General features: G+C 54.6%; 20 protein-coding genes. 18 read left to right on the top strand and 2 right to left on the bottom strand.

Going from position 1 to position 19,840, the window contains the following annotated elements; genetic code table 11:
* Positions 1-562 precede the first annotated feature (562 nt).
* The 18 genes from H8K03_23035 (at position 563) to H8K03_22950 (ending at position 19,218) form a co-directional block, all read left to right on the top strand.
* Positions 563-1,264 (top strand): hypothetical protein, encoded by a 702-nt coding sequence (locus H8K03_23035; GenBank protein UVT22697.1) that lies wholly within the window; start codon positions 563-565, stop codon positions 1,262-1,264.
* Positions 1,265-1,344: 80 nt separating this feature from the next.
* Positions 1,345-1,617 (top strand): hypothetical protein, encoded by a 273-nt coding sequence (locus H8K03_23030; protein UVT22696.1) that lies wholly within the window; start codon positions 1,345-1,347, stop codon positions 1,615-1,617.
* Positions 1,618-1,718: 101 nt separating this feature from the next.
* Positions 1,719-1,994 (top strand): type IV conjugative transfer system protein TraL, encoded by a 276-nt coding sequence (traL, locus tag H8K03_23025; protein UVT22695.1) that lies wholly within the window; start codon positions 1,719-1,721, stop codon positions 1,992-1,994.
* Positions 1,995-2,027: 33 nt separating this feature from the next.
* Positions 2,028-2,612, top strand: coding sequence for a hypothetical protein (locus H8K03_23020; GenBank protein ID UVT22694.1), 585 nt, complete (start codon positions 2,028-2,030; stop codon positions 2,610-2,612).
* A 189-nt stretch (positions 2,613-2,801) separates the two neighbouring features.
* Positions 2,802-3,560, top strand: coding sequence for a type-F conjugative transfer system secretin TraK (locus H8K03_23015; GenBank protein UVT22693.1), 759 nt, complete (start codon positions 2,802-2,804; stop codon positions 3,558-3,560).
* 1 nt (position 3,561) lies between these two features.
* Positions 3,562-4,860, top strand: a complete 1,299-nt coding sequence (locus H8K03_23010; GenBank protein UVT22692.1) for a hypothetical protein — start codon at positions 3,562-3,564, stop codon at positions 4,858-4,860.
* Between the two features lie 132 nt (positions 4,861-4,992).
* Complete coding sequence (locus tag H8K03_23005; GenBank protein ID UVT22691.1) at positions 4,993-5,799, top strand: DsbC family protein; 807 nt, start codon at positions 4,993-4,995, stop codon at positions 5,797-5,799.
* Positions 5,800-5,851: 52 nt separating this feature from the next.
* Complete coding sequence (gene traV / locus H8K03_23000; protein UVT22690.1) at positions 5,852-6,622, top strand: type IV conjugative transfer system lipoprotein TraV; 771 nt, start codon at positions 5,852-5,854, stop codon at positions 6,620-6,622.
* Between the two features lie 37 nt (positions 6,623-6,659).
* The gene (gene traC, locus H8K03_22995; protein UVT22689.1) at positions 6,660-9,179 is read left to right on the top strand and encodes a type IV secretion system protein TraC; all 2,520 of its coding nucleotides are present in this window, start codon (positions 6,660-6,662) and stop codon (positions 9,177-9,179) included.
* A gap of 15 nt (positions 9,180-9,194) precedes the next feature.
* Complete coding sequence (locus tag H8K03_22990) at positions 9,195-9,758, top strand: S26 family signal peptidase (GenBank protein UVT22688.1); 564 nt, start codon at positions 9,195-9,197, stop codon at positions 9,756-9,758.
* Positions 9,743-9,958: a hypothetical protein gene (locus tag H8K03_22985; protein UVT22687.1), complete on the top strand. Its 216-nt coding sequence runs from the start codon at positions 9,743-9,745 to the stop codon at positions 9,956-9,958. The genes H8K03_22990 and H8K03_22985 overlap by 16 nt, the downstream gene beginning before the upstream one ends.
* Positions 9,942-11,156 carry a type-F conjugative transfer system pilin assembly protein TrbC gene (trbC, locus tag H8K03_22980; protein ID UVT22686.1) on the top strand — a complete coding sequence of 405 codons (1,215 nt, stop codon included), beginning with the start codon at positions 9,942-9,944 and terminating at the stop codon, positions 11,154-11,156. Before H8K03_22985 ends, trbC begins: the two co-directional genes overlap by 17 nt.
* Positions 11,153-12,256 carry a TraU family protein gene (locus tag H8K03_22975; protein ID UVT22685.1) on the top strand — a complete coding sequence of 368 codons (1,104 nt, stop codon included), beginning with the start codon at positions 11,153-11,155 and terminating at the stop codon, positions 12,254-12,256. Before trbC ends, H8K03_22975 begins: the two co-directional genes overlap by 4 nt.
* A gap of 66 nt (positions 12,257-12,322) precedes the next feature.
* Positions 12,323-13,222 carry a conjugal transfer protein TraF gene (locus H8K03_22970; GenBank protein UVT22684.1) on the top strand — a complete coding sequence of 300 codons (900 nt, stop codon included), beginning with the start codon at positions 12,323-12,325 and terminating at the stop codon, positions 13,220-13,222.
* An 11-nt stretch (positions 13,223-13,233) separates the two neighbouring features.
* Positions 13,234-14,601 (top strand): conjugal transfer protein TraH, encoded by a 1,368-nt coding sequence (locus H8K03_22965; GenBank protein ID UVT22683.1) that lies wholly within the window; start codon positions 13,234-13,236, stop codon positions 14,599-14,601.
* Positions 14,602-14,619: 18 nt separating this feature from the next.
* A complete protein-coding gene (locus H8K03_22960; GenBank protein ID UVT22682.1) occupies positions 14,620-18,603 on the top strand; it encodes a conjugal transfer protein TraG N-terminal domain-containing protein in 3,984 nt (1,327 codons plus the stop codon).
* A 6-nt stretch (positions 18,604-18,609) separates the two neighbouring features.
* Positions 18,610-18,774 carry a hypothetical protein gene (locus H8K03_22955; GenBank protein UVT22681.1) on the top strand — a complete coding sequence of 55 codons (165 nt, stop codon included), beginning with the start codon at positions 18,610-18,612 and terminating at the stop codon, positions 18,772-18,774.
* Positions 18,775-18,798: 24 nt separating this feature from the next.
* Positions 18,799-19,218, top strand: a complete 420-nt coding sequence (locus H8K03_22950) for a hypothetical protein (protein UVT22680.1) — start codon at positions 18,799-18,801, stop codon at positions 19,216-19,218.
* On the opposite strand, the gene H8K03_22945 is transcribed toward H8K03_22950, so the two are convergent.
* Together H8K03_22945 and H8K03_22940 are read right to left on the bottom strand one after the other, a co-directional pair.
* A complete protein-coding gene (locus H8K03_22945; protein ID UVT22679.1) occupies positions 19,215-19,496 on the bottom strand; it encodes an antitoxin in 282 nt (93 codons plus the stop codon). The genes H8K03_22950 and H8K03_22945 overlap by 4 nt on opposite strands.
* Positions 19,493-19,780, bottom strand: coding sequence for a DUF4258 domain-containing protein (locus tag H8K03_22940; GenBank protein UVT22678.1), 288 nt, complete (start codon positions 19,778-19,780; stop codon positions 19,493-19,495). The genes H8K03_22945 and H8K03_22940 overlap by 4 nt, the downstream gene beginning before the upstream one ends.
* Positions 19,781-19,840: the final 60 nt, after the last annotated feature.

Genomic DNA, 19,840 nt, shown 5'->3' with positions numbered 1-19,840 from the left:
TGGCAGCCAGTATCGACGTCGTTTCAGATTCGGACTCCGATCTGGTGGAGCGAGCGGCGTCGACCTATGCAGGGATTTTACCCTACTGCGCGGAATGCCTCCCCGTTCAGGGGGAGGATGGAGAGAGCAGAAGAGACAGCGGTTCGATGTCGCTGTCTCGTCTCATCCGGAGTGTATTGTGTTCGATGTACCGTGGGGCACACGGGAATTCACGCCTTTGGAGATACGAGCAGCGGTTGCGCGCTCGGCCAAGGAACCCACTGAAGCGATTCAGGCTGCTGTTGGGGCTTGAACGCCGTAGGAATCTCCGGTCTTCGTGCCGGGGAGGATGTCAAGCCACGAAGAACGTAATAGGTGTCTAGTTGTGTGAACTCGTCAGGAGGAGGCGGTATGGCAACGCTAGAGTTTAACTTCGTCCATGTGTTGATTGGGTGCGGATTGACGATTGCGCTCGTATTTGGGGTTGAGTTGTGGCGCCAGGGTGCTCGGACTGGAGCGGCAAAAGCAAAGTCTCAATAGATCCTGGTGCGCTGGTCTCTCATCGACGAATAGAAGAGGCAATATGTTAAGCGTGATTCTCACATCAATCGGGTTGATGTTTTGTCAGGAGACGACCGCGTTTGAGTCTGGGGTGGCTCGTTTTGAGGCGACTCCCCAGTGGATGGTCGGCCAACCGGACTTCTGCACTCCGCCTACTGTGCTGTCGCCGAATGGAGCGAAGGCTATTCAGGTCCCTCCACCACCACCTCCGTTGTCCAGTATGACCGTAGAACCGGGTTCAGCGGTCATTCGGGAGACCAACCTGTTGCCGAATTCGGCTAGAGGGGTCAGCCCAATGTCGTCCTGTCAGCTAACGTACCGTGTTCGTACCGTGGAGCTGTCATTTACGAAAGACGGTCGTGAGTTGACGAAGGAGCAGCAGGGGCTGTTGGCAACCTTGCTGACAGACAAACCGGCTGGGGTGTCGGTGACGCGCTTTGTGTCACAGGAAGCAGAGGGACGTAATACTCAAGAGGTTGGGCAGTCACGCACTGCCGCGGTTCGAAAATACGTTGAGCGGCTGTTGGTGACAAGACCCAGCTTTGTTGAGGAGGTTCAGACAGTGGGAACACAGGGATCAGAGGGACGATCGATCCTCTCGGTGACGGCGATTTATAGCTCCCCATGTGTGGAGCGGGTCAAGTTACCCATAGAGACACGGTCGGCGTCTCCGGTCCAGGGGACTTCTGAGGCCAGCAAAGGAGGGGCGAGGGTGACCCAGTAAAACCGACCTTTCAGACACATTCAGTTTGGCATGACGTCGAATCATCAATCGTTTCCAAACACTGTGATGGAGGTCCTTCCATGAAGAAGTCACTTTTTGCGTTCGCTCTGTTGATCCTGTCTGCCGGTGTGGCCAATGCAGGCGCGGATGCCACCTTTGCTCCGCTTGTCCTGCAGGTAACCGGCTGGTTGCAGGGGAGCCTCGGTACCCTGTTGGCCTTGTTCGCGGCCCTGATGGGCGTGGGCTCCGCGATCCGAGGTAACTGGGTCGGTCTGGGCGCGGGTGTCGGTGTGGCGATGGGCTCGTTCTATCTGCCCAACATCATTCCGACGATCACGGCCGGGACGATGTAATCGGCCGAAGGGGACGGAGCGTCAGTTCCGTCCCCTTCGTAGTTTAGAAGAAGGCACGATGAAGTCGATTGGTTATCAGATGCTCAAGAGATGGTGATCTGATGGTGAAGATCCCGCGATACATCGATACGCAGCCGCAAATCCTCTGGTGGGAGTTGGATGAGGTGATCATCCTTATTCTCGCGATCTTTGCGGGCATCCTCACTCGTCAACTGACCTACTTCTTGCTGGGTGGGTTTGTATCGACGTACTGCATCATGAAGCTCAAGAGCGGTAAGAGCAAAGGCTATGTCTTTCACTGGTTTTATTGGCTAGGCATCCCGTCATTCCAGTTCCGGGGGTTGCCACCAGGGGATCGCCGGGAATTTTTGGAGTAGCTGCGAGGACGGCACTGGGAGGAGGGCGCTCTGATGAAGTGGGAACTCTTTGCTGACCAACTGGCTGATTCGAGATTGAAGACGCTGGTCTTCGCCTCACTATCTGGGGTATTGGCCCTTGCGTTAGTGGCGAACGGCCTGTTTCGAGGCTCCACGGTTGTGGTGATGGTGCCGCCGGAGGTCGACCGGGAAATGTGGGCCGCTGGCAATGTGGCGTCGCCAGAATACATGACGAAAATTTCAATGCCGCTGGTTGCTTATCTGTCGAATGTTCATCCGCACTCGGTCGAACTCAGTTTCAATACATTCTTAGGCTTTGTGGCTCCGGAAGCGGCCGGGCCCATCACTGAACGATTGAATGCGGACAAGGCGTACGTCATCGATCGGCAGTTATCGCGAGTGTTTTATCCGACGACGGTACAGGTGGTGAAAGATACGGTCACGCTCATTGGATTAGAAAAACGGTATATCGCCGGGACGTTGGTGGCGGATGGGGATAAGCGGTACTACCGCATGAAGATTCGCATACAGGATTTTAAGCCTCTGATCACGGACTTTGATGCTGGGACACCGGAAGAAAACGGGACCGTTCCTGTGGCGGTCAACCATCCCAGCTAAACGTCGGGGCTTGCGAGAGCAATCGAACAAGCCCGGGTTGACCAGGGGAAAGGGCGTCTCTCATCGGTACTGTCAGCTGATCCAGCGGGCCGATGGGTATAGGTATCAACAAATAGCACAATCGAAAGGAGAGCGGGAGCTGGCGCTATTCCTCCACGGCCTGAAGGCCGAGGTTTCCCGCGCGAAGCGATGACGTTTATGCTGGCCGTGATGATGCTGTGGTTGATGGCGGGGCCAGCCTTGGCCACGCAGCTTGTCACGGTGTCAGATGACAGTCCGATCCCTATCCGTATCTCTTCTTCTCAACTGACGCTCATCAAATTACCTGGTGCGGTTGTCCAAAACGGATTGCTGACGGTTAATCCGGCCTTCGAAATTCGTGCGAATGGCCGCAATGTCGCCATCGATCCGAAAAATACCATGGCGCCTGGCGATCTGATCGTGATGACAGATAGCCAGTCGTATTTGTTCCAGATCACGCCGGCCATGATTCCGGCCGAAATGATCGTGGTCGAGGATATCCGCCTTGTGTCTTCGGGTGGCAAAGCGGAGGTTGATCCGGTCCGTCGAGCGGAATCGTATGAAGAAGCCAATGTGGAACTGATACGGCAGGCGAGACAAGGGACTCTTCCGCGATCATGTACGGCTCGAGATTTACCCAAAGAGTCACATCCGAAGTGGTTGGAGTTGGAAGTGCTGGCGGTACGTGAATATCGGTGCGCGCAGTACACGGTGCGCATGTATGAGTTGTTCAACTCGAAGATGGAGACCCAAAGCCTCAGACAGACGGAATTTTTCACGGGGGCTGAGCTTAGTATTGCGTTGGACCGCCGTGTCATTGCGAATGGACAGAGTGCGATTGTCTATATGGTGACGTATTCAGAGCCAGTCAAGAAGGCAGTCCAGAAGGTGATATCCCCTGACCCTGAAATGGGGAAAGGTAACTAATATGAATCCAGGTCAAGGTGGACTCGGAGATAAGTTGCTCGGAAGCGGCCAGAATGAGAGGAATCCCTTCGGAGGATCTGGTGGGGGGATGGAGCGGTGGAAGCTGGCGCTACTTGTGGTGGTAATCCTCGGTTTGGGCACGATGTTTCTTCAGTCATTGCGTGCCGATCCAACGCCAGAACCGTTTGGCATCACGGGTAAACCAGCCAGTAAACCGGCGACGCTCACGAAGCTGGCAGATAAGGAAGCCTGGATGGGTGAGGCTGCCGGACGTGTGAAGAAGACTGAGCAGAAAGAGCAGATGTTAGAGCAAAAGGTGCAATCATTGCAGGATGAGTTTCGCCGCAGCATGGAGGAGCTCAATAAGCAAGTCAAAGAGGCAAAAACCACACGCGAGCCGAATTCAAGTGTAAATGGGCTTGCGCCGTCGACTCAGACACAAGTACGGGCTGCTATTCCACCACCTCCACAAAGTGCCTTACCGACTGTGGGCCGTACGGGTCAAGCGCAGCCGACACAGACGTCGCTTCCCGTTCCCAGCGGTGCTGGGATGGCGCGCCCGATGCAGGGTGGCGCTCCTATTCAATATGCGCCGCCTGCGGGTCGAATCCGTGTGCTCTCTCCGGATCCGCAGCCTCCACAGGCTGCCACCTTACCCCAGAAATACTGGATTCCGACGGGGACGATCATTCCCGTCAAATTGATTACCGGATTGGACGCGCCGGGGAAGTCTGTGGGAGTCGGAGGGGAGCCTCATCCAGTGTTGATGGTTGTGCAGGATATGTCGATGCTCCCCAACAACGTGAAGATGGATATGCGGGAGTGTTTTGTGTTGGGCGAGGGAGTGGGAGATTTGTCTGAAGAACGCGCGAAGATTCGTACGACTGCGCTGTCGTGTGTGAAAGGGGATGAAGAAAAAGCAATCGATATCCCGATTCGTGGGATGTTGACGGGTGAAGATGGCAAGGTCGGACTCCGAGGTCCGGTGGTGCAGCGCGAGGGCGCGATCTTAGCGAAGGCCCTCCTGGCGGGGTTTGTGAATGGGATCTCGCGGGTGTTCATGCCCTATCAGCAAGGGTTCTTTATCTCGAACAGTCCTGATCAGGCGTTTAACTTCCCCGATCCTCAAAAAATTGCCATGGCCGGGGCAGCGGGTGGGATGGCCGGAGCGGCCCAAACCTTGGCACGTCATTACACCCAGCTGGCGAAAGAAATTTATCCAATTATCGAAATCGACGTGGGGCGGGAAGCGAACATCATCATCACGGAAGGGCGTTCGATGGCGGAGCCGCCGTTATAAGTCTGGTCTTGGTTGTGTCGATGGAGTCATGAGCGTGTTAGCCATCGTGACCTTGTTGGGAGCGGTGATTCTATTGGGCGTCGCGGCGATGGATTGGCTTGATCGAGGTCTCGATCGAGGAAAGAGGGGGAAATGAGAACAATACGAATGGCGATCATGTTAATTGGAACGATCCTGCTGGGTGGTGGGTCTCTTGCGTCGGCTCATCCTGATCTGATCGATCCGCAAGCGAGTTCAGCTCGAGTCGCGGTTATGAAATCGTTCCCTGGTGCGGTGATTCGTGATTGGCAGCCGGCACCCATGCCGGGGCTCTACATGTTCACTCTGAATAATGATGAACGGATCTTCTTTGTCGATGAGTCCGGCCAATATCTATTAGCCCAGGCTGCGCTGTTTGACATGAAGGAGCAAAAGAACCTGACGCAGGAATTTATCATGGGCAAACGACGGGAATTGCTGGCGGCTGTGCCGCTGCAGGACGCTATTCTCTATCGTCCCTCAGAGTTGGCCCCAGGCATGCGCGAATCGGCCCCAGTGTTGGTGTTTGATGATCCTGACTGCCCGTTTTGTCGAGAGCTGCATGCGGAAGTGAAGCAGCTCGTAGAGGCCGGCGTGCCGGTGGCGGTGTTTCTGCATCCAGTGGAGCGGCTGCATAAGGGCGCGATTCAGAAGTCCATCAACATCTGGTGTTCGGATAATCGCCAGGACATGCTCGATACCGCACTGGCTGGAAAACCGGTGCCGGACGCAGGGAAGCCTTGTGACGCGCCGCTTGAGCATAACTTGCAGCTGGCACGTCAACTTGGTGGTGGACCAACACCCTACATCGTGTTCCCGGATGGGCGCACGGTTGCAGGCAAGAAGTCAGTGGCAGAATTGATGGCGATGTTAGGGATGCCACCGACGGTCGCGCAGCAATTGGGGTCGGTGAGTCGGTAGGGCGTCAACGACCCCGGCCAGAAGGCCGAGGTGTTCGGCGCAGGAGGAACTGATGACGGCATTACAGCGACGCGGGATCATGGTCATGGTCGGTGTGATCGGGCTGATTCAAACGGCTTGCGGACATTACAAGAGTGACTTCGCGTGTAAAGGCTATCCGGATTCAAGCGTGTGCTTGTCGACTCGTGAAGCCTATGAGCGACGTCATGAGCAGCTCACGAACATGAAAAAGAATGACGCAGGTGAAGAGTCCGCTGCCGGCAATGGGGGATCGTTTGCCAATCGTGTCTCAGCGGTCGCAGGGCAAGCCGAGCAGCATCTTGGCCAACCGAATATCACCGCACCTGAAGTGATGCAGGTCTGGATTGCCCCATGGCGGGATAAGAATAACTTTCTGCATGAAGCCTCGATTGTCTACGCGATTGTCCAACAGTCGGATTGGACGTATGGCCGAGCGCCGAAAGGTATGGATCGCAATGGGTCTGCCGGGAAGGTCTTTGTGCCGCGGATGGTGCCTGGGTTAGTGGAGCCGCCGTATGGACAACGGAACAATGCCCCAAGACCTGTCTTAGCCCCAGCTCCAATGCCGACCCCGGCGCCTGTGGTGACGGCCCCACCGCCATCATCTCTGCCGGCTTCGGCTCAGACGGTCGGGACGAGCCAGGATCCTTCGGCCATACTGCGTCAGTTACAGCAGCAACTCCCGTCGATGTCTGGCCCAATCCCAGCGCCGTATGGCGGACCGGTACCGACCGATCCTGAGACGGAACAAGAAAGGCTCCAAGAACGGATGGAGATACAGCGGGAGAAGATGGGGCAATAGATCATTCGGCGACCGCGAACAGAGAAACGAGGATATCGTGGCCATACCATATAATTTCATGAAAGAAGCCTTGAATCGGTTCCCCCTCAGCGACTTTTTGCTCTATGGAGCCTTTGATGATGTGCATCGGGTCTATCGGCTCACGGATGGCCGGGTTGGGGCAATCTGGGTCATGCCCCCTTTAGGACATTTGAATGATGCGGCGGTAAAAGGACTCGGTGGGTTGTATGCCCTCGATCTCCCACAAGGTTCAACGATTCAGGTGGCGATGCACGGTTCCCCAGTGATCGAGCCGATTACGGAACACTATACGGCGTTACGGAACCATGCTGGACATGGATCGACGGCCTATCGTGATGCGGAAACCATGGAGCGGTACATGTTGCGCGCGCGTGATACGCGACTCATTCGCGATACGGGGGTCCGGCCGCGTGATCTGAACGTGTATGTCAGCGTCGCGATTCCACTGGAGAATGAACTGCCGGATGGAATGAAGCTGGCCTTGATTTGGGAAAAGCTCAATGGAATCGAGAAGCTGCTGGAGACGTGCGGATTCTTTCCTCAGCGGGTCAACGCCTATCGTCTCCTCTGTTTGCTCCATCAATTATTAAATCCAGGGCATAGTTGGGGTGAGCGGCCCGCCACCTATGATCCACGTCAACTGATCAAGAAGCAGGCGGTGCGGTTGGATACGAAATGCCAACTTAGTCCCACCTCCATCTTCCTCGATAATTGGTTCGTCAAGTGTTTGACCGTTCAGCAATTCCCTGAAGCATGGAATGGTGGGCGGAATCGGGAGTTAATTGGAAGTGCGTTTCGGCTCCAAGACCAAATCACGTGTCCGTTTTGGATCTCGTTAAACGTCATTCGGTACAACACCGTGAAGGCCGGAGCAGAGATTACCCGCAACCATGTGTTGATTACCAATCAGGCCGTGGGTGGGATTGTGCGGTTGATTCCCATGATTGGAAAGAAGAAAGACAACTTCGATCTCATGACGTCGGCGATGACGGAGGGGAATCAACCGGTCGGCATGTACTATCAAGTCATTCTGTATGGGGAGGATGAAAGCCTCTTAGAGCAGCACAGCCAGAGTGTGCAGGCGTTGTACCGGACGCAGGAGTGGATGCTCCAAGAGGACACCTTCATCAGTTTCCCACAGTTTGTCTTTTCACTGCCCCTGTGTATGACCGCGGACATGCCGTTGGTGCGGAGCAAGCTCCAACGGCTACACACCGTGCCATCGAACGTGCCGGCGGAAGTGGCCCCGGTGGTTGGAGATTGGAAGGGGTTAGGCCCACCTGTAATGATCTTCACCTCACGTTGTGGGCAAGCAATCGGCTTGGATATTTTTGCGAACCCAGCTGGAAACTTTAACGTGTCAGTTGCCGCGAAGAGCGGCGCCGGGAAATCGTTCTTTGCGAATGAGCTAATTCGCTCCTATCTCGGCACACAGGGCCGGGTGTGGATGATCGATGCCGGCAAGTCGTATCAAAAACTCTGCGGACATTTGAAGGGGCAGTTTCTGCAATTTGCCACCAAACGAGAGACCTTCTGCCTCAATCCATTCACGTTGCTGCATATCCCCGGGAATGGGCGCACTGAGGAGGAAGTGAAGGACGAATTACAAGAGCGGGTGGCGATGGTGAAAGACCTGCTCGCCCAAATGGCCTCGCCCAGTCAAATGTTGCCTGATCTCCAAATGTCATGGTTGGAAGAAACCATCATGGAGGTGTTCAGGAAGGTCGGGGCCGATGGTTCTCCGACAGATGTGAGTGCGCTGCTTCGAGAAAAACCGGATCAACATGGACGGAAGAAAGACCTGGCCGACCAGCTGCTGCCATTTTGCAAAGGCGGAAACTATGGCCGCATGTTCAATGATCGGAACAACATCAACTTTGAGAGTGACTTCATCGTCTTGGAGCTAGATGGACTCGATCAATTACCGGAGTTGCGGTCCGTCATCCTCTTGCAGTTGGTCATGAACATTCAATCGGCCATGTATCTCGGAGATCGAGGGCAGCGGAAAATCTGCGGAATCGATGAAGCGTGGGATCTGTTAGCCCAGAAAGGCGATCAGGTAAGCAACGTGTCGGCCTTTTTCAACAAAGCGGTGCGGCGCGTACGCAAATATAACGGATCCTCCGTGGTGATCACGCAGGGTGTGAATGACTTCTACGACGTGATGGGCCGCACAGGCCAAGCGATTCTCGAAAACTCCGACTTTTTATTCCTCTTAATGCAGAAGCCGGAAAGCTTGGTCAGTTTACGGAAACATGAACGCTTGGTGTTGGGTGATGCCGAGTTCGATCTCCTCAAGAGTGTCCATCGTGGGGATGGGTATTCGGAAATCTATTTCTTCTCGCCCACCGGACGTGGCATTGGCCGACTGGTAGTCCCGCGTGAAACTCAGCTGCGATACACCACGAATTCCGATGAGGTGGCGAAGATCGAGCGATTGGAACGTGAGGGGTTCACGACCGAGGAAGCCATTAACAAACTTGTCGAGCAGGAGCGGCAGGCGGCGGCGAAACGCGGTCTGCGGGATGTGGCGTAACGGAGGAAGGCATTCATGGATCGTGGCGCGCGATTGAAATCTGTCCTGATGTCTCTGACAGAGTGGACGGTGCGTGACGGTTGGCCCAAGCGCGTGGCGATCGGTCTTGCGGTGGTGTCCTTGACCGCATTGGCCGTCAGTCCTTGGTACGGAATTTATGTGCGGGATGATGAAAGTCTCCCCGAGTACAGTTTCTTTATCGTGAAGAAAGGGGTGCTTCCTCAGCGCGGTGAGTATGCGGCGTTTGAGATGACGCAAGAATATGCCGATCGTGTGGAGCCGAAGGGCCCATTGCGGCCCTATTCACGGGTAGGCCGCATGTTTCTCAAGGCGGCGTATGGGGTGGCCGGTGACGTGGTGCGAGTGCAAGGCCGTGATGTCTACGTGAACGATTGGAAAGTCGCAACCGTGATTGAGCAAGATAAGTATAAGCAACGGATTGAGCCTGCGAGTTATCCGCCGGTGATTCCTGACGGCGCATACTATTTGGGACTGCCACATCCGAGATCGTTTGATAGTCGCGTGATTGGCTTGGTCGATGTCAAGGACATCAAGGGGGTGGTATGGCCAATTTTCTGAGACTCAGAGGGTCCGAGTGGATGGAAGACGTCGGGCTAGCCAAGGAGATTGCGGTCGCGTTGTTCCAGGCGCTGCTGTTGGTCTGCGTCCTCTGGTATGCGGGGAAGGTGATCTATCGGTCAACCCAACCGCCGATCGAGCCGGCACAGGATATTCATTGGAGTGTGGCAGAAGGGAGGGCCCATGATTGGACAGTCTAAATGGAGACTCTACTTTCTCAGCATCCTGGCAGGACTTGTCCTAGGGCCATCCTGGTGTCTCGCGGAGCCTGCGACCGTGGGTGGTTCTGGTACACCCAGTCTCTCACCGCTTCAGGGCGTGGAAAACATCCGTCGACATGCACAGGAGCTTCGCAAGCAACGCTTAGCGGGTATGGCTCCGAAGGTTCAGGGTCCCACGGGAGCCATGCCGATCAAGAAACGTGAAGGCGTGTTTTATTTCGTGTCCTGGTCGATTCCCGATGAGTTGCTCAAGGGGTATATGCGTGAAGCGTATCGCCTCGGGGCCACTGTGGTCTTTCGCGGCATGATCGACAACGACATGCGTAAAACCGTCGACCGGACGAAAGCGCTCGCGGTCGAATTACAACAGCAAGCTCCCCACACCACGATTGATCCCATCATTTTTCGCCAGTTGGGTGTGACGAGTGTGCCGACTTTGGCGATCGTCAATGACCAGGCGGCGTTGATGGTCACGGGTGCTGCCCCGTTGGAGGCACTCTTGAGTCAGCTCAGCCGTTCTGAAGGAACGATCCGTCCCTTGCGGGAGTGGTATGTCGGCCAAACGCGCAGTTGGCAAATGGGCGGTCCGATTACGGTGCCGCGCCCAGTGATGCCCGTCTTGACGGGGATCAGCGCCGTGCCGACCGATCTGTCCCGCTATCCGATTGCCGAACAAGACATGGAAGAGTACCTCAAGGAGCAGATGCGCCGGGTCGACTGGGGCAAGGTGCGGGAGGACTTACAGCGGCGAGTGGTGGAACGGCTGCATGAGGGGCCGAATATTGGGTTGCAACCCGCCACGTCGTCCCGTGTATTCACGGTCGACGTCACGCAACGCTATGAGCATGACATTTTAAATCATGATGGGACGGTGGTGGTGGTGAAGGGAGGGACAGAGATCAATCCCTTGACCCGGATCGCGCTATCGCACCGGTATGTGGTCATCGACGGCCGTGACGCGAAGCAACTCACGTACGCGCAATCGCTGCTCCAGCGGTATGGTCTTGGGGTAAAAATCTTGCTTTCAGCCGGGGATGTGTCAGAAGTCGCCAAGCAACTTCAATGTCGGGTCTACTGGGTCCAGCCTGAAATGGTGAGCAAATTTCAGCTGGCCCATGTTCCGAGCGTGATCTCTCAAAATGGCCCCGTCATGAAGATCGAGGAGGTTGCATTGTGAGCCGCCTCGCTCAGTGTCGATGGTTGCGCCTGTCCGTATTCTGTGTCGGGTTGTTGTGTGTGGTGGGATTCTTGTTGATTGGTCCTGCCGTCACCGAAGCCTATTGCCCGAGCTCAAATATTTTTGAACAGACTTTCTCCAAAACCTGCTGGGAATGTATCTTCCCCATGTCCTTGATTGGGGTGACGGTCTTTAACTTAAGTGAGGACAGTGTCCGTCCGGCGGTCGGGCCAGGAATTTCTGCCATCTATCCCCCACAATTGTGTGGCTGTATTTGTTTTACGCCCTATATCTGTGTCCCTGGGCTTCCGTTTGGGGCGTTTATGCCCACAGACCTTCTGGAGGTTGTCCGCAATCCGCTCTGCTTTCCGAGTTTGAATGGTGCGACACTTGGGAGTGACCCTACTTTCATCAATCGGGGGCTCGTGGATGTGTCGCAAGACGATCCGGCCCTGAAGATGTCGTACTACCACGTCCACTTCATCATCTTCCCACTATGGGCCATGTTGGGAACCGGAATCGATTACTTGTGTGCGATGGCGACCTCGATGGGGAATCCCCTGGATATAGCCTATCTGTCTGAAGTCGATCCAGCATGGAATGATGACCCGCTATCGTTACTTTTATTTCCCGAAGCGTTTCTCTTTGCGAATCCCGTGGCGACGGCCGCCTGTGCCGTCGATTCCGTTGCCGCGAGTTTTGGGTACCCGCTTGATCCGCTCTTTTGGTGTGCGGGCTCATTCGGGAACATCTACCCGCCATCTGGATTTACATCTGGTTCCTATAGCGGACAGATCAAGCCGGCCGCATTAGTGGTGACTCGGGTATTGGCAAAACTGGCGCGATTCGGAGCCGAGCTGTATTGGGCTGCGGATGGGTCCGCGATTTGTACGGACATTCCGACCTTTCTGATGGTCAAAAGCCAGTACAAGTTCCAACTCCTGTATCCGATCGCGGACTCCACGTCGAACAATGTCACCAGTTGCTGTTCGCCGATCGGTCGGACCCAGCTCATGTGGGGGATGGCCTCCACCTATCCGGTCGACGGCGATGACTTTGTCTTTCTCCTCTGGAAACTCCAACGTTGCTGTCTCTTGTGAGGTGTTGAGGCGGGCCGCACCGACTCTAAGGTCCAGACCGTAATAAGAATAGATAGAAGGGGGTGTATGATGACGGTCTGGGTGTATGGGTTGATGGTGGGCATCGTGCTGGTGGCTGGCGCGAGCCCCAGTCGAGCGGATTACGACAAACTCTTTCAGCCGGAACCGTCCCCAGAGTTGACCGAGTGGAAAGGCTATTACTTCTATCAAGATCGCTTTCCTGAACCGGAACAAGACATTACTCCAAAACAGTTACCTCCTTCCCCGGCAATCCCGCTCCAACCGGAGCATTTCAAAGATCAACTGGCGCTGAAAGAAGCGCTCAAGAAACTTCCCGTTGATAAGATCGATTTGCCGAACCTCCCCGCCGCCTGGCTCAAAATCCTTCTCACGGCCAAGAAAGAAGCAGCCTTGGATGTCCAAACGGAAGAAACGGTGTTGAGCTATATCCAGGTGCATAAGGAGACATTCAATCGGGCTCAGCGGTTTACGGATATGTGGGCGACCGTCATGTATACGCATCCGCAGTATGACTTTAGCTCCTCGAATCCGATTTCAACGGTGGGCCATGAGATTTATGCCGAGGCGAAGCAAGTAAAGGACGATGAGGTGTTGCGGGGGATTTCGGAGAAGGCGGGATTGTTCTTTTTCTTTACGTCGACGTGCCCTTATTGTCAGAAGCAGGCGCAGATGTTGAAGGTGTTCAGTGACACCTATGGGATTTCGGTGAAGGCGGTGACGCAGGATGGCCGGACGCTCCCTGAGTTCCCGCAGGCAGTCGTAGATAACGGGATGGGCGATCAGCTGGGGGTGAATAAAGTGCCTGTGATCTTTTTGGCTATTCCTGAAGAGCAATTCATCGTTCCGATCGGGACTGGGCTGATTACCTTGGATGATCTTCGCACCCGCGTGTTGACGATTCTGCAACATCGGGCCGGTCTGAAATCACATCCGTTGAAATCTTAATCCGGAGGCGTATGGCGAAACGCATCGGTGCTCTGATTATTCTGTTGAGTGTCCTCGGATCGTCGGGTGTATCCCACGCGGATATCAATGACTCATTGCAGCGGATGTTCGATGGGTGGGGCGGAGCCACGATGACGCGACCCGGGGCTTATCAGAGCCAGGTATCTGGGGCGTTAACGGGCGGAGCAATGGGGATCCGGATCCCGAATGAGACGTTCAACTTGGTGAATTTTGCGCCACCGCGATTCTCGGCCGGGTGTGGAAAAATCGATTTGTATCTTGGGTCTATTTCTTTTCCCTCGTTGGGCCGTTTTACCGATTTGTTGCAACAACTGGGCACGTCCGCCGTCTTGGGGTTTGCGTTCCAATTGGCGCTGATGGAGCTGTGTCAGCCTTGTGAAAACATCATTTCGAAGTTGGAGGCGGCGGCGCGGGCGATTAACGCGGCCGGCCGGCTCTCTCCCTGCCAAATTGGTGGAGAACTGGCAAAGCTTGCGAGGGGCCAACCTAACCAGATTTCGTCGGTGGCGACGAAGATTCAAGATTCGGTGAAGGAAGTGGGCGTGGCCGGTGGTGCGTTGATGGACTATTGGGCTGGTCAAGACGCGGAGCGTACCCAAACCACACAGCAGGCAGCCACAGCGTTGGATGGGACACCCGAAGACCCGAAGGGGAATCTTGTCTATCAGGCGCTTATTGAATCTGGTTGGGCGGTGGATGATGCCAAGATGATGCAGAGTGTGATGGGGACGGTGTATGTCGGGGCTGATGGAGTGCCAGCGCAGTTACCCCCGACGATTCGTCTGTCGGATTTGATCAATGCGGATGGAACGACCACGGTTGTGCGATTGCTTGATTGTGGTCCAGCTGATGCGGTGAGGTGTTTGGCTCCGTTCGAGACGGATGTCACAAATTTGGTGGGTACACAGCTGCGGGCGGAACGGATGTATGACACCATTGTGCAGAAATTGACGGTCGATGGGGTTGCATTGACCCCAGTCGAGAGAGATTTGATCGATAAATCTCCCATTCCGCTCTATCGGTTGCTGGTGGGATACTCGACGAAACCCGGTCAGACGGAGGTACTCAAGGCCCAAGTTGGAGCCTTGCTCGGAGCACAGTTTGCGTGGGGATGGATTGATCGGGCACTCAAAGAAATCGAGAAACAGTCGGCCCGTTGGGCGCAGAAACAGGTTGGGTTTCCTGCCGACGTGAACGAATTCTATAAACAAGCGTATGCCGTCCGATCAGCGGCTCATGGGGAAGTGATGTACGAATTAGAGCGGTTGGGACATGGACCGGCGTTTACCTATTATTCAACGCAGACGTTAAAGAAGGCGTTGGCGCGACCGGAGCGGAAAAAGCATAACGTTCAATAAGCGTGGAGCACCCCTACGATGTGGCCAATTAACACATTTGGAAGTGGCGATGTGTTGTCGGATGTGATCCGTGCCATCGTCTTTTTAATGGGTGGGGGGTATGAAAGTTTGCTGCGCTTAGGGATGGTCTGTTTAGTGTTTGGGGGCATTGTGTCATTCCTCGGCCGTGGCCGGATTCAGTGGCAATGGGTCTTTGGTGCGATCGTTATTCTGGCGGTGACGCTCAATATCAGAATGACCGTCCTCGTGCATGATTTAGTGAATCCGGGAGTACCAGATCAGGTCATTGGGAATGTCCCGTTGGCGGTGGCGTTTCCGGCCTACATGACCTCCGAAATCAGTTATCAAACGATGGTGGGTGTTGAGACGACGTTTGGGTTGCCGGCGGAGTATCGGGTGGTCAATTCGTCCATTGGTCGAGGGTTTTTCGACATGCAGAAGACGATGATGCAGGAAATCATCCCTGGGGATCTGCAAGCGAATGTGACCAATTATCTGAAGGATTGTGTGTTCCGGGAGATTGAGCTGAATCGGTTGCAACGTGAACCTATTTTGAATTCTCCGAATATGGTCACGGCAATTGCGGTCACGAACGCTGCTTTGCCGATTGTCGAGATTCGACTGGGGAATCAGTTTGCGCAGAGCACTTGTCCAGAGATGTACGATCGCTGGATTGTCAATGGGCTGGCGAATGGTGAGCCCGATTACGATGAGACGATGCGGCAATTTCGTGCTGTGTTGGGCGTCCTGGATATGCCCGATGGAGAATTAACGCCGGTGCAGGCCTTTATCACGAATATCATGGGGAGCGGGCAGGGTCCTCGCGCACTCATCAATAATGTGTTGTTACGCGAGCGGTGGAAGGATGCGGATCGGCAATCTGCTGAAGAGGGGAACGATACCGCCAGTGCGGTTGTGCAAATGACGAAATCCATTACAGCCGATATTAAGAATCAAGCGTATGCGGATTCGTTGATATCGGCTCGGTTTGTTCCCTTGATGCGGACCGTTTCGGAGAGTGTGGTGTATCTTTTGACGCCGCTCATGTTGGCGTTAGCCATGAGTCCTGCCATGTTTGCGACCATCCGCGGATTGGTATTGGGGTATGGATGGCTCTTTATGTGGATCCCCATGTACGCGATCTTGAACTTTGTGGTGTATCAGTATGGGGTTCAACAGATGGCGCAGATTACCGTGGGGCTGATTTCATTCAATTCGTTTGACGACTATTCCAATGTCTTGATTGGCCTGAATACGTTTTCAGGGCGGCTGATCTGGGCGGTTCCGACCTTGGCGACGGTCGCGGCGTATGGGATGAGCTCGTTGGCTTCGGCGGTGACAGGGGCTACAGCAGGGGCGCAATCGGCTGCGGCGCATGAGGCGTCGCAGTATGCCCATGGGGATGGGAAGTACGTGGAGCCCGGACAGCATTTGAAGGAGGAGCACTCCCCGATGGTGCAAGATGCGTCGGGTGGGTTCCATGCTGGGTCCAGTTACTTTCGTGGTGGTACTGGCACGATGATGCATCATCAAGGGGGCAATACGAGTGTTGGGTATGGTGACGGGAGCTCGATGACGGTGAGCCGGGATGGCATGACGAAGCAGTACCATGGTCCCGAGGGCTCATGGAGCAAGCACGGTGATGAGTATATGGGAGGGGTGTGGCGTCAACCGGTTCAGGGTGCTGATGGTCAGATGCACTCGGCTCAATTTGAGGTGTCGGGGGATCATGTCGACGTGTCGTATATGGGCCGTGACGGCAATAATGTCCAACATGACTACCGCGAGACCTGGAATCAGCGCATGAACCAACAGAAGTCGCTCAGCGATACCTGGTCGGAAGGGGGGTTCACCAAAGAACTTCGCACGCAAGGGGATCATCAACAGTTATTTACGGCAGTCGGGACTGCGGCCGTGCCGATGAGCGTCAATGGGCGAACCGAGACTGTCATGGCGGATGTGACAGCCAGTTTTTCACGCCCCTCAGCCGATTCTCCGTGGAGTGGTGGGGTGATGACCGCGCATTCAACGGAGCACGGTGAACATCGGTATGCGTTGAGCAATGTCGGACTGAATGACCAAGGCATGCCGGATTTCTCCAAAGGGATGACCGTGACGAGTAGTGATGGGACGAATTTACACACGCAACATAGTTCCGAGCATGGGCTGATGACGACGACCACAGAGGGGAATGCTGGAGAACTGACACGATCGTATTCAGGGGCTTCACACGTTGAGGTGTTTCATGCTGATGGCTCTCATGAGACGTTAGCGGGTGTGGTGCATGGTCAGGGTGGGGTGGCCGCCGATGGGAGTGGGCAACCATTTCAATCGTCGTTCACGGTGGATAAAGATGGCTACCGTGGTGAGCTTCGTGGAGAGATGTCGTACAACCCACAGCAAGGGCGCTGGGAGATGCATGCTCCCACTGAGGATTGGTCCGCACGGTTAGAAGCGCATTCCTCAGGGATGATGATGCAGGTCGACGATCTGCAGTTGGTTGGCGGACATCTTCAGAAGTATGGGGGGCGGGATAGTCAGAACTGGAGTTATAACGGTCCGGTGATTGATGGGAATAATGTCGTATCCAGAGGCCATGTTGAATCCAAAGACGGTCAGGTCTTCTTTTCTGATTTGGATCATGGGGGGACACAACGCGTCATTGGCGATGGTGGCCGGCAGTTGACGTTGAGAAACAATCCAGGGTCGTCGGATTACACCTATGATGAAACTTTGACTGCCCCGGCATGGCTAGACGATGGACATGGGAATTTAAAGTCGATTGGGCAAACCCATTTTACGTCGCATGGGCATGCGACGGTGGATCCGGAGAAGTCAGGGTCGCTGTTTGATCGTTTGATTCGGACACCGGATACCACGACGGCCGTTAATAGAGGTGCGTTTGGTGAACGCTCATTGGCGGTCTCGATGGAACCGCGGCCGTTGAGTGAATTGCCTGTGGGGAGTGGAAAGTTGACTCTGGATGGACTTGGATCTGATGGGTCATCTGAGCTAAAGGGGGGAGAGGGAACTGGGTACGTGATTTCTGCTGGAGCAGGGTCACAGAAGTTTAATGCAATCGAGACCGTGCAAAATGTGCAAGGAGCTGATGGGCAGAAAAGCACACAGAGATTTATGGAAGACCAGAGTCGGCATGTCGTTTCAGGTGCTGTTTCTGGTGTGGTTGATAAACGGGTTGCCGACCACGCTGGCAATCTCCATTCGTCGACTCTTGGTCGAGGCGGAGACGGCACAGGCGACTGGCGGATGTTGACGAGCGAGACCTCGAATCGGAACAGTTTTTCAGGATCGTTTCTTGTTCCTGGGTTGGACGGACAGGGCACAGCCCGTGTCGCAGGGGGGATCGAGATGTCTCCAGAAGGGGATATCGTCAGTATGCATTTCACAAACACCGCAACGGGAAAACAGATCGGGTATCACGAAGGTGAGCGGGGGCCGGTGTTTAGGGTTGGGGATGTAGAGGCAGACCCCAAAAACCCAGGTCAGTTTAGGTTAACCAATGAGCGTGAAGTGAGTCACCGTGAAGCAGAATCGGCTGGTGGGTTTGTCGTTCGTGATGTCCTGAATCAGGCAGGTGAGCGGATTTGGAGTGAGGGGCATAAAGGAATTGAGCGTCGTGATAGTCGCGCCTATATGCTCAATACAAAAATTGATGAATCTTCGACGTTGGTTTCGAAAGGACAGCAGTCATTGGAAGCCTTGGGGCTGTCAGATGCATTTGACCCGGATAAACCAGGTCATTGGAAGGAAGCAGCTCAAGCTGCAGAAGGGGTGAGACTTGGTTGGCAGGTGACTATGGATGCTACGCGGTTTGGTCGTTTTCAGCGATCTGCGGAAAAGATCTCTGGTGGTAGCCCCCGTCCCTATGATCCTCAGGCCCCTGTTGATCCTGAACAGCGAGGGATCTATGATAAGTTAACAAGTATGCGAGAAGAGTTTAAGCGTCAGCGAGGGATATCTAGCGGCACTTCACGGAGGTAGGTGACCATGCTGAACTGGCTTTCCACGATCCGGCAGTATATCCGTGGGGCATGGCATATTCTCGGTCAGCTGCCGGGGCAAGATAACGACGATTTCGAGCGACTAGGCTGGGCGAGTGACTATCAGCGAGAGTTTCTTGATCCTGATCACAGTCAGAATCCTCGTGATTGACCAGTAAAGTAGGTTAGCAGAAATATGAAATCGATGACTCGGGTGATGGTTGTAATTGTCTGCTTCTTTGTTGGTCTCTCTTGGTCTGGGTCTCTGGCCGCGGCTGAGACAGAAGGAAATGCTAAGGGAAAATGGTTGGGACGTTATGTGGGGGCTCAGATTCCTGGCTATCAGGTTGTTCGATCTGAAGTTCTCACAATAGGCGCTTGGGGTTCTGCAGACAATCTTCTACGTGACGAGGGTAAGCAGCCATTAGGTGTTGAGCTAGATGAAATATGTCGAGATAAAAATAGGAAAGGGATTGGCATTGTGAATTATCGGACAACTTCTGCTTTGGGAGCGGTCCCTGGTCCAGCATCGGCTCCGAATACGTATATCGGCAATGGAATGTACAGGGAAGCTTATGGCGATTGTGTACTTGAAGCTACTCCGCTTGCCCGTTAGTTGGTCTGTGGCACAGAGCGGCTGACGTATTTATGCAGGATACTGGCGATCAGGCTTTGATAGGGCAGGCCTTCCTCGGCGGCGCGCCGCTTCAGCATTTCAAGATCAGCGGTCGATAAACGGATATTGATTCGGGCGTCTTTGCGCATGTAGCGTCGGGCGGCGTCCATGGCTTCTTTTCTTGCTATAGCTTGATTCTTCACCGGCCTGAAGGCGCCGCGCTCGTAATCCGCGACTACCTGATCCTCGTCCTTATCCAGCAGAAGTTTCTTTTTCATGTGGCGCGTCCTTTCTCGTGATGTCTGGTGGCCTTTCGGCTGGGATAGATCGTCTTTAAGAAAAGCGTTCGGTGTTCTCTCACGACTGGGACGATGTATATGTACCCATTCACATCGACTTCATAGAGCAACTGGTGAGGATAGCGCTCGCGATCGTGGTGTTCCAGCACCTGAACGAGATGGCCGCTTTCAATGAGGGCGATGATCTGCTCGAAGCTGATCCCTCGTTCTTGTATGAGCCAGGCATTCTTGTCCGGGTCGAAGGCATATTCCCATGATTCCATGTCTGATAACCCTATGACAATGTGTGCCGAATGTCAACACAATGTCCGTTTGCGGTTCAC

Origin of the sequence: Nitrospira sp. (assembly GCA_024760545.1) — a bacterium.
Lineage (GTDB): Bacteria > Nitrospirota > Nitrospiria > Nitrospirales > Nitrospiraceae > Nitrospira_D.
Note: the sequence above shows the minus strand (reverse complement) of the source record. Positions and strands in the feature narration are given on the sequence as shown.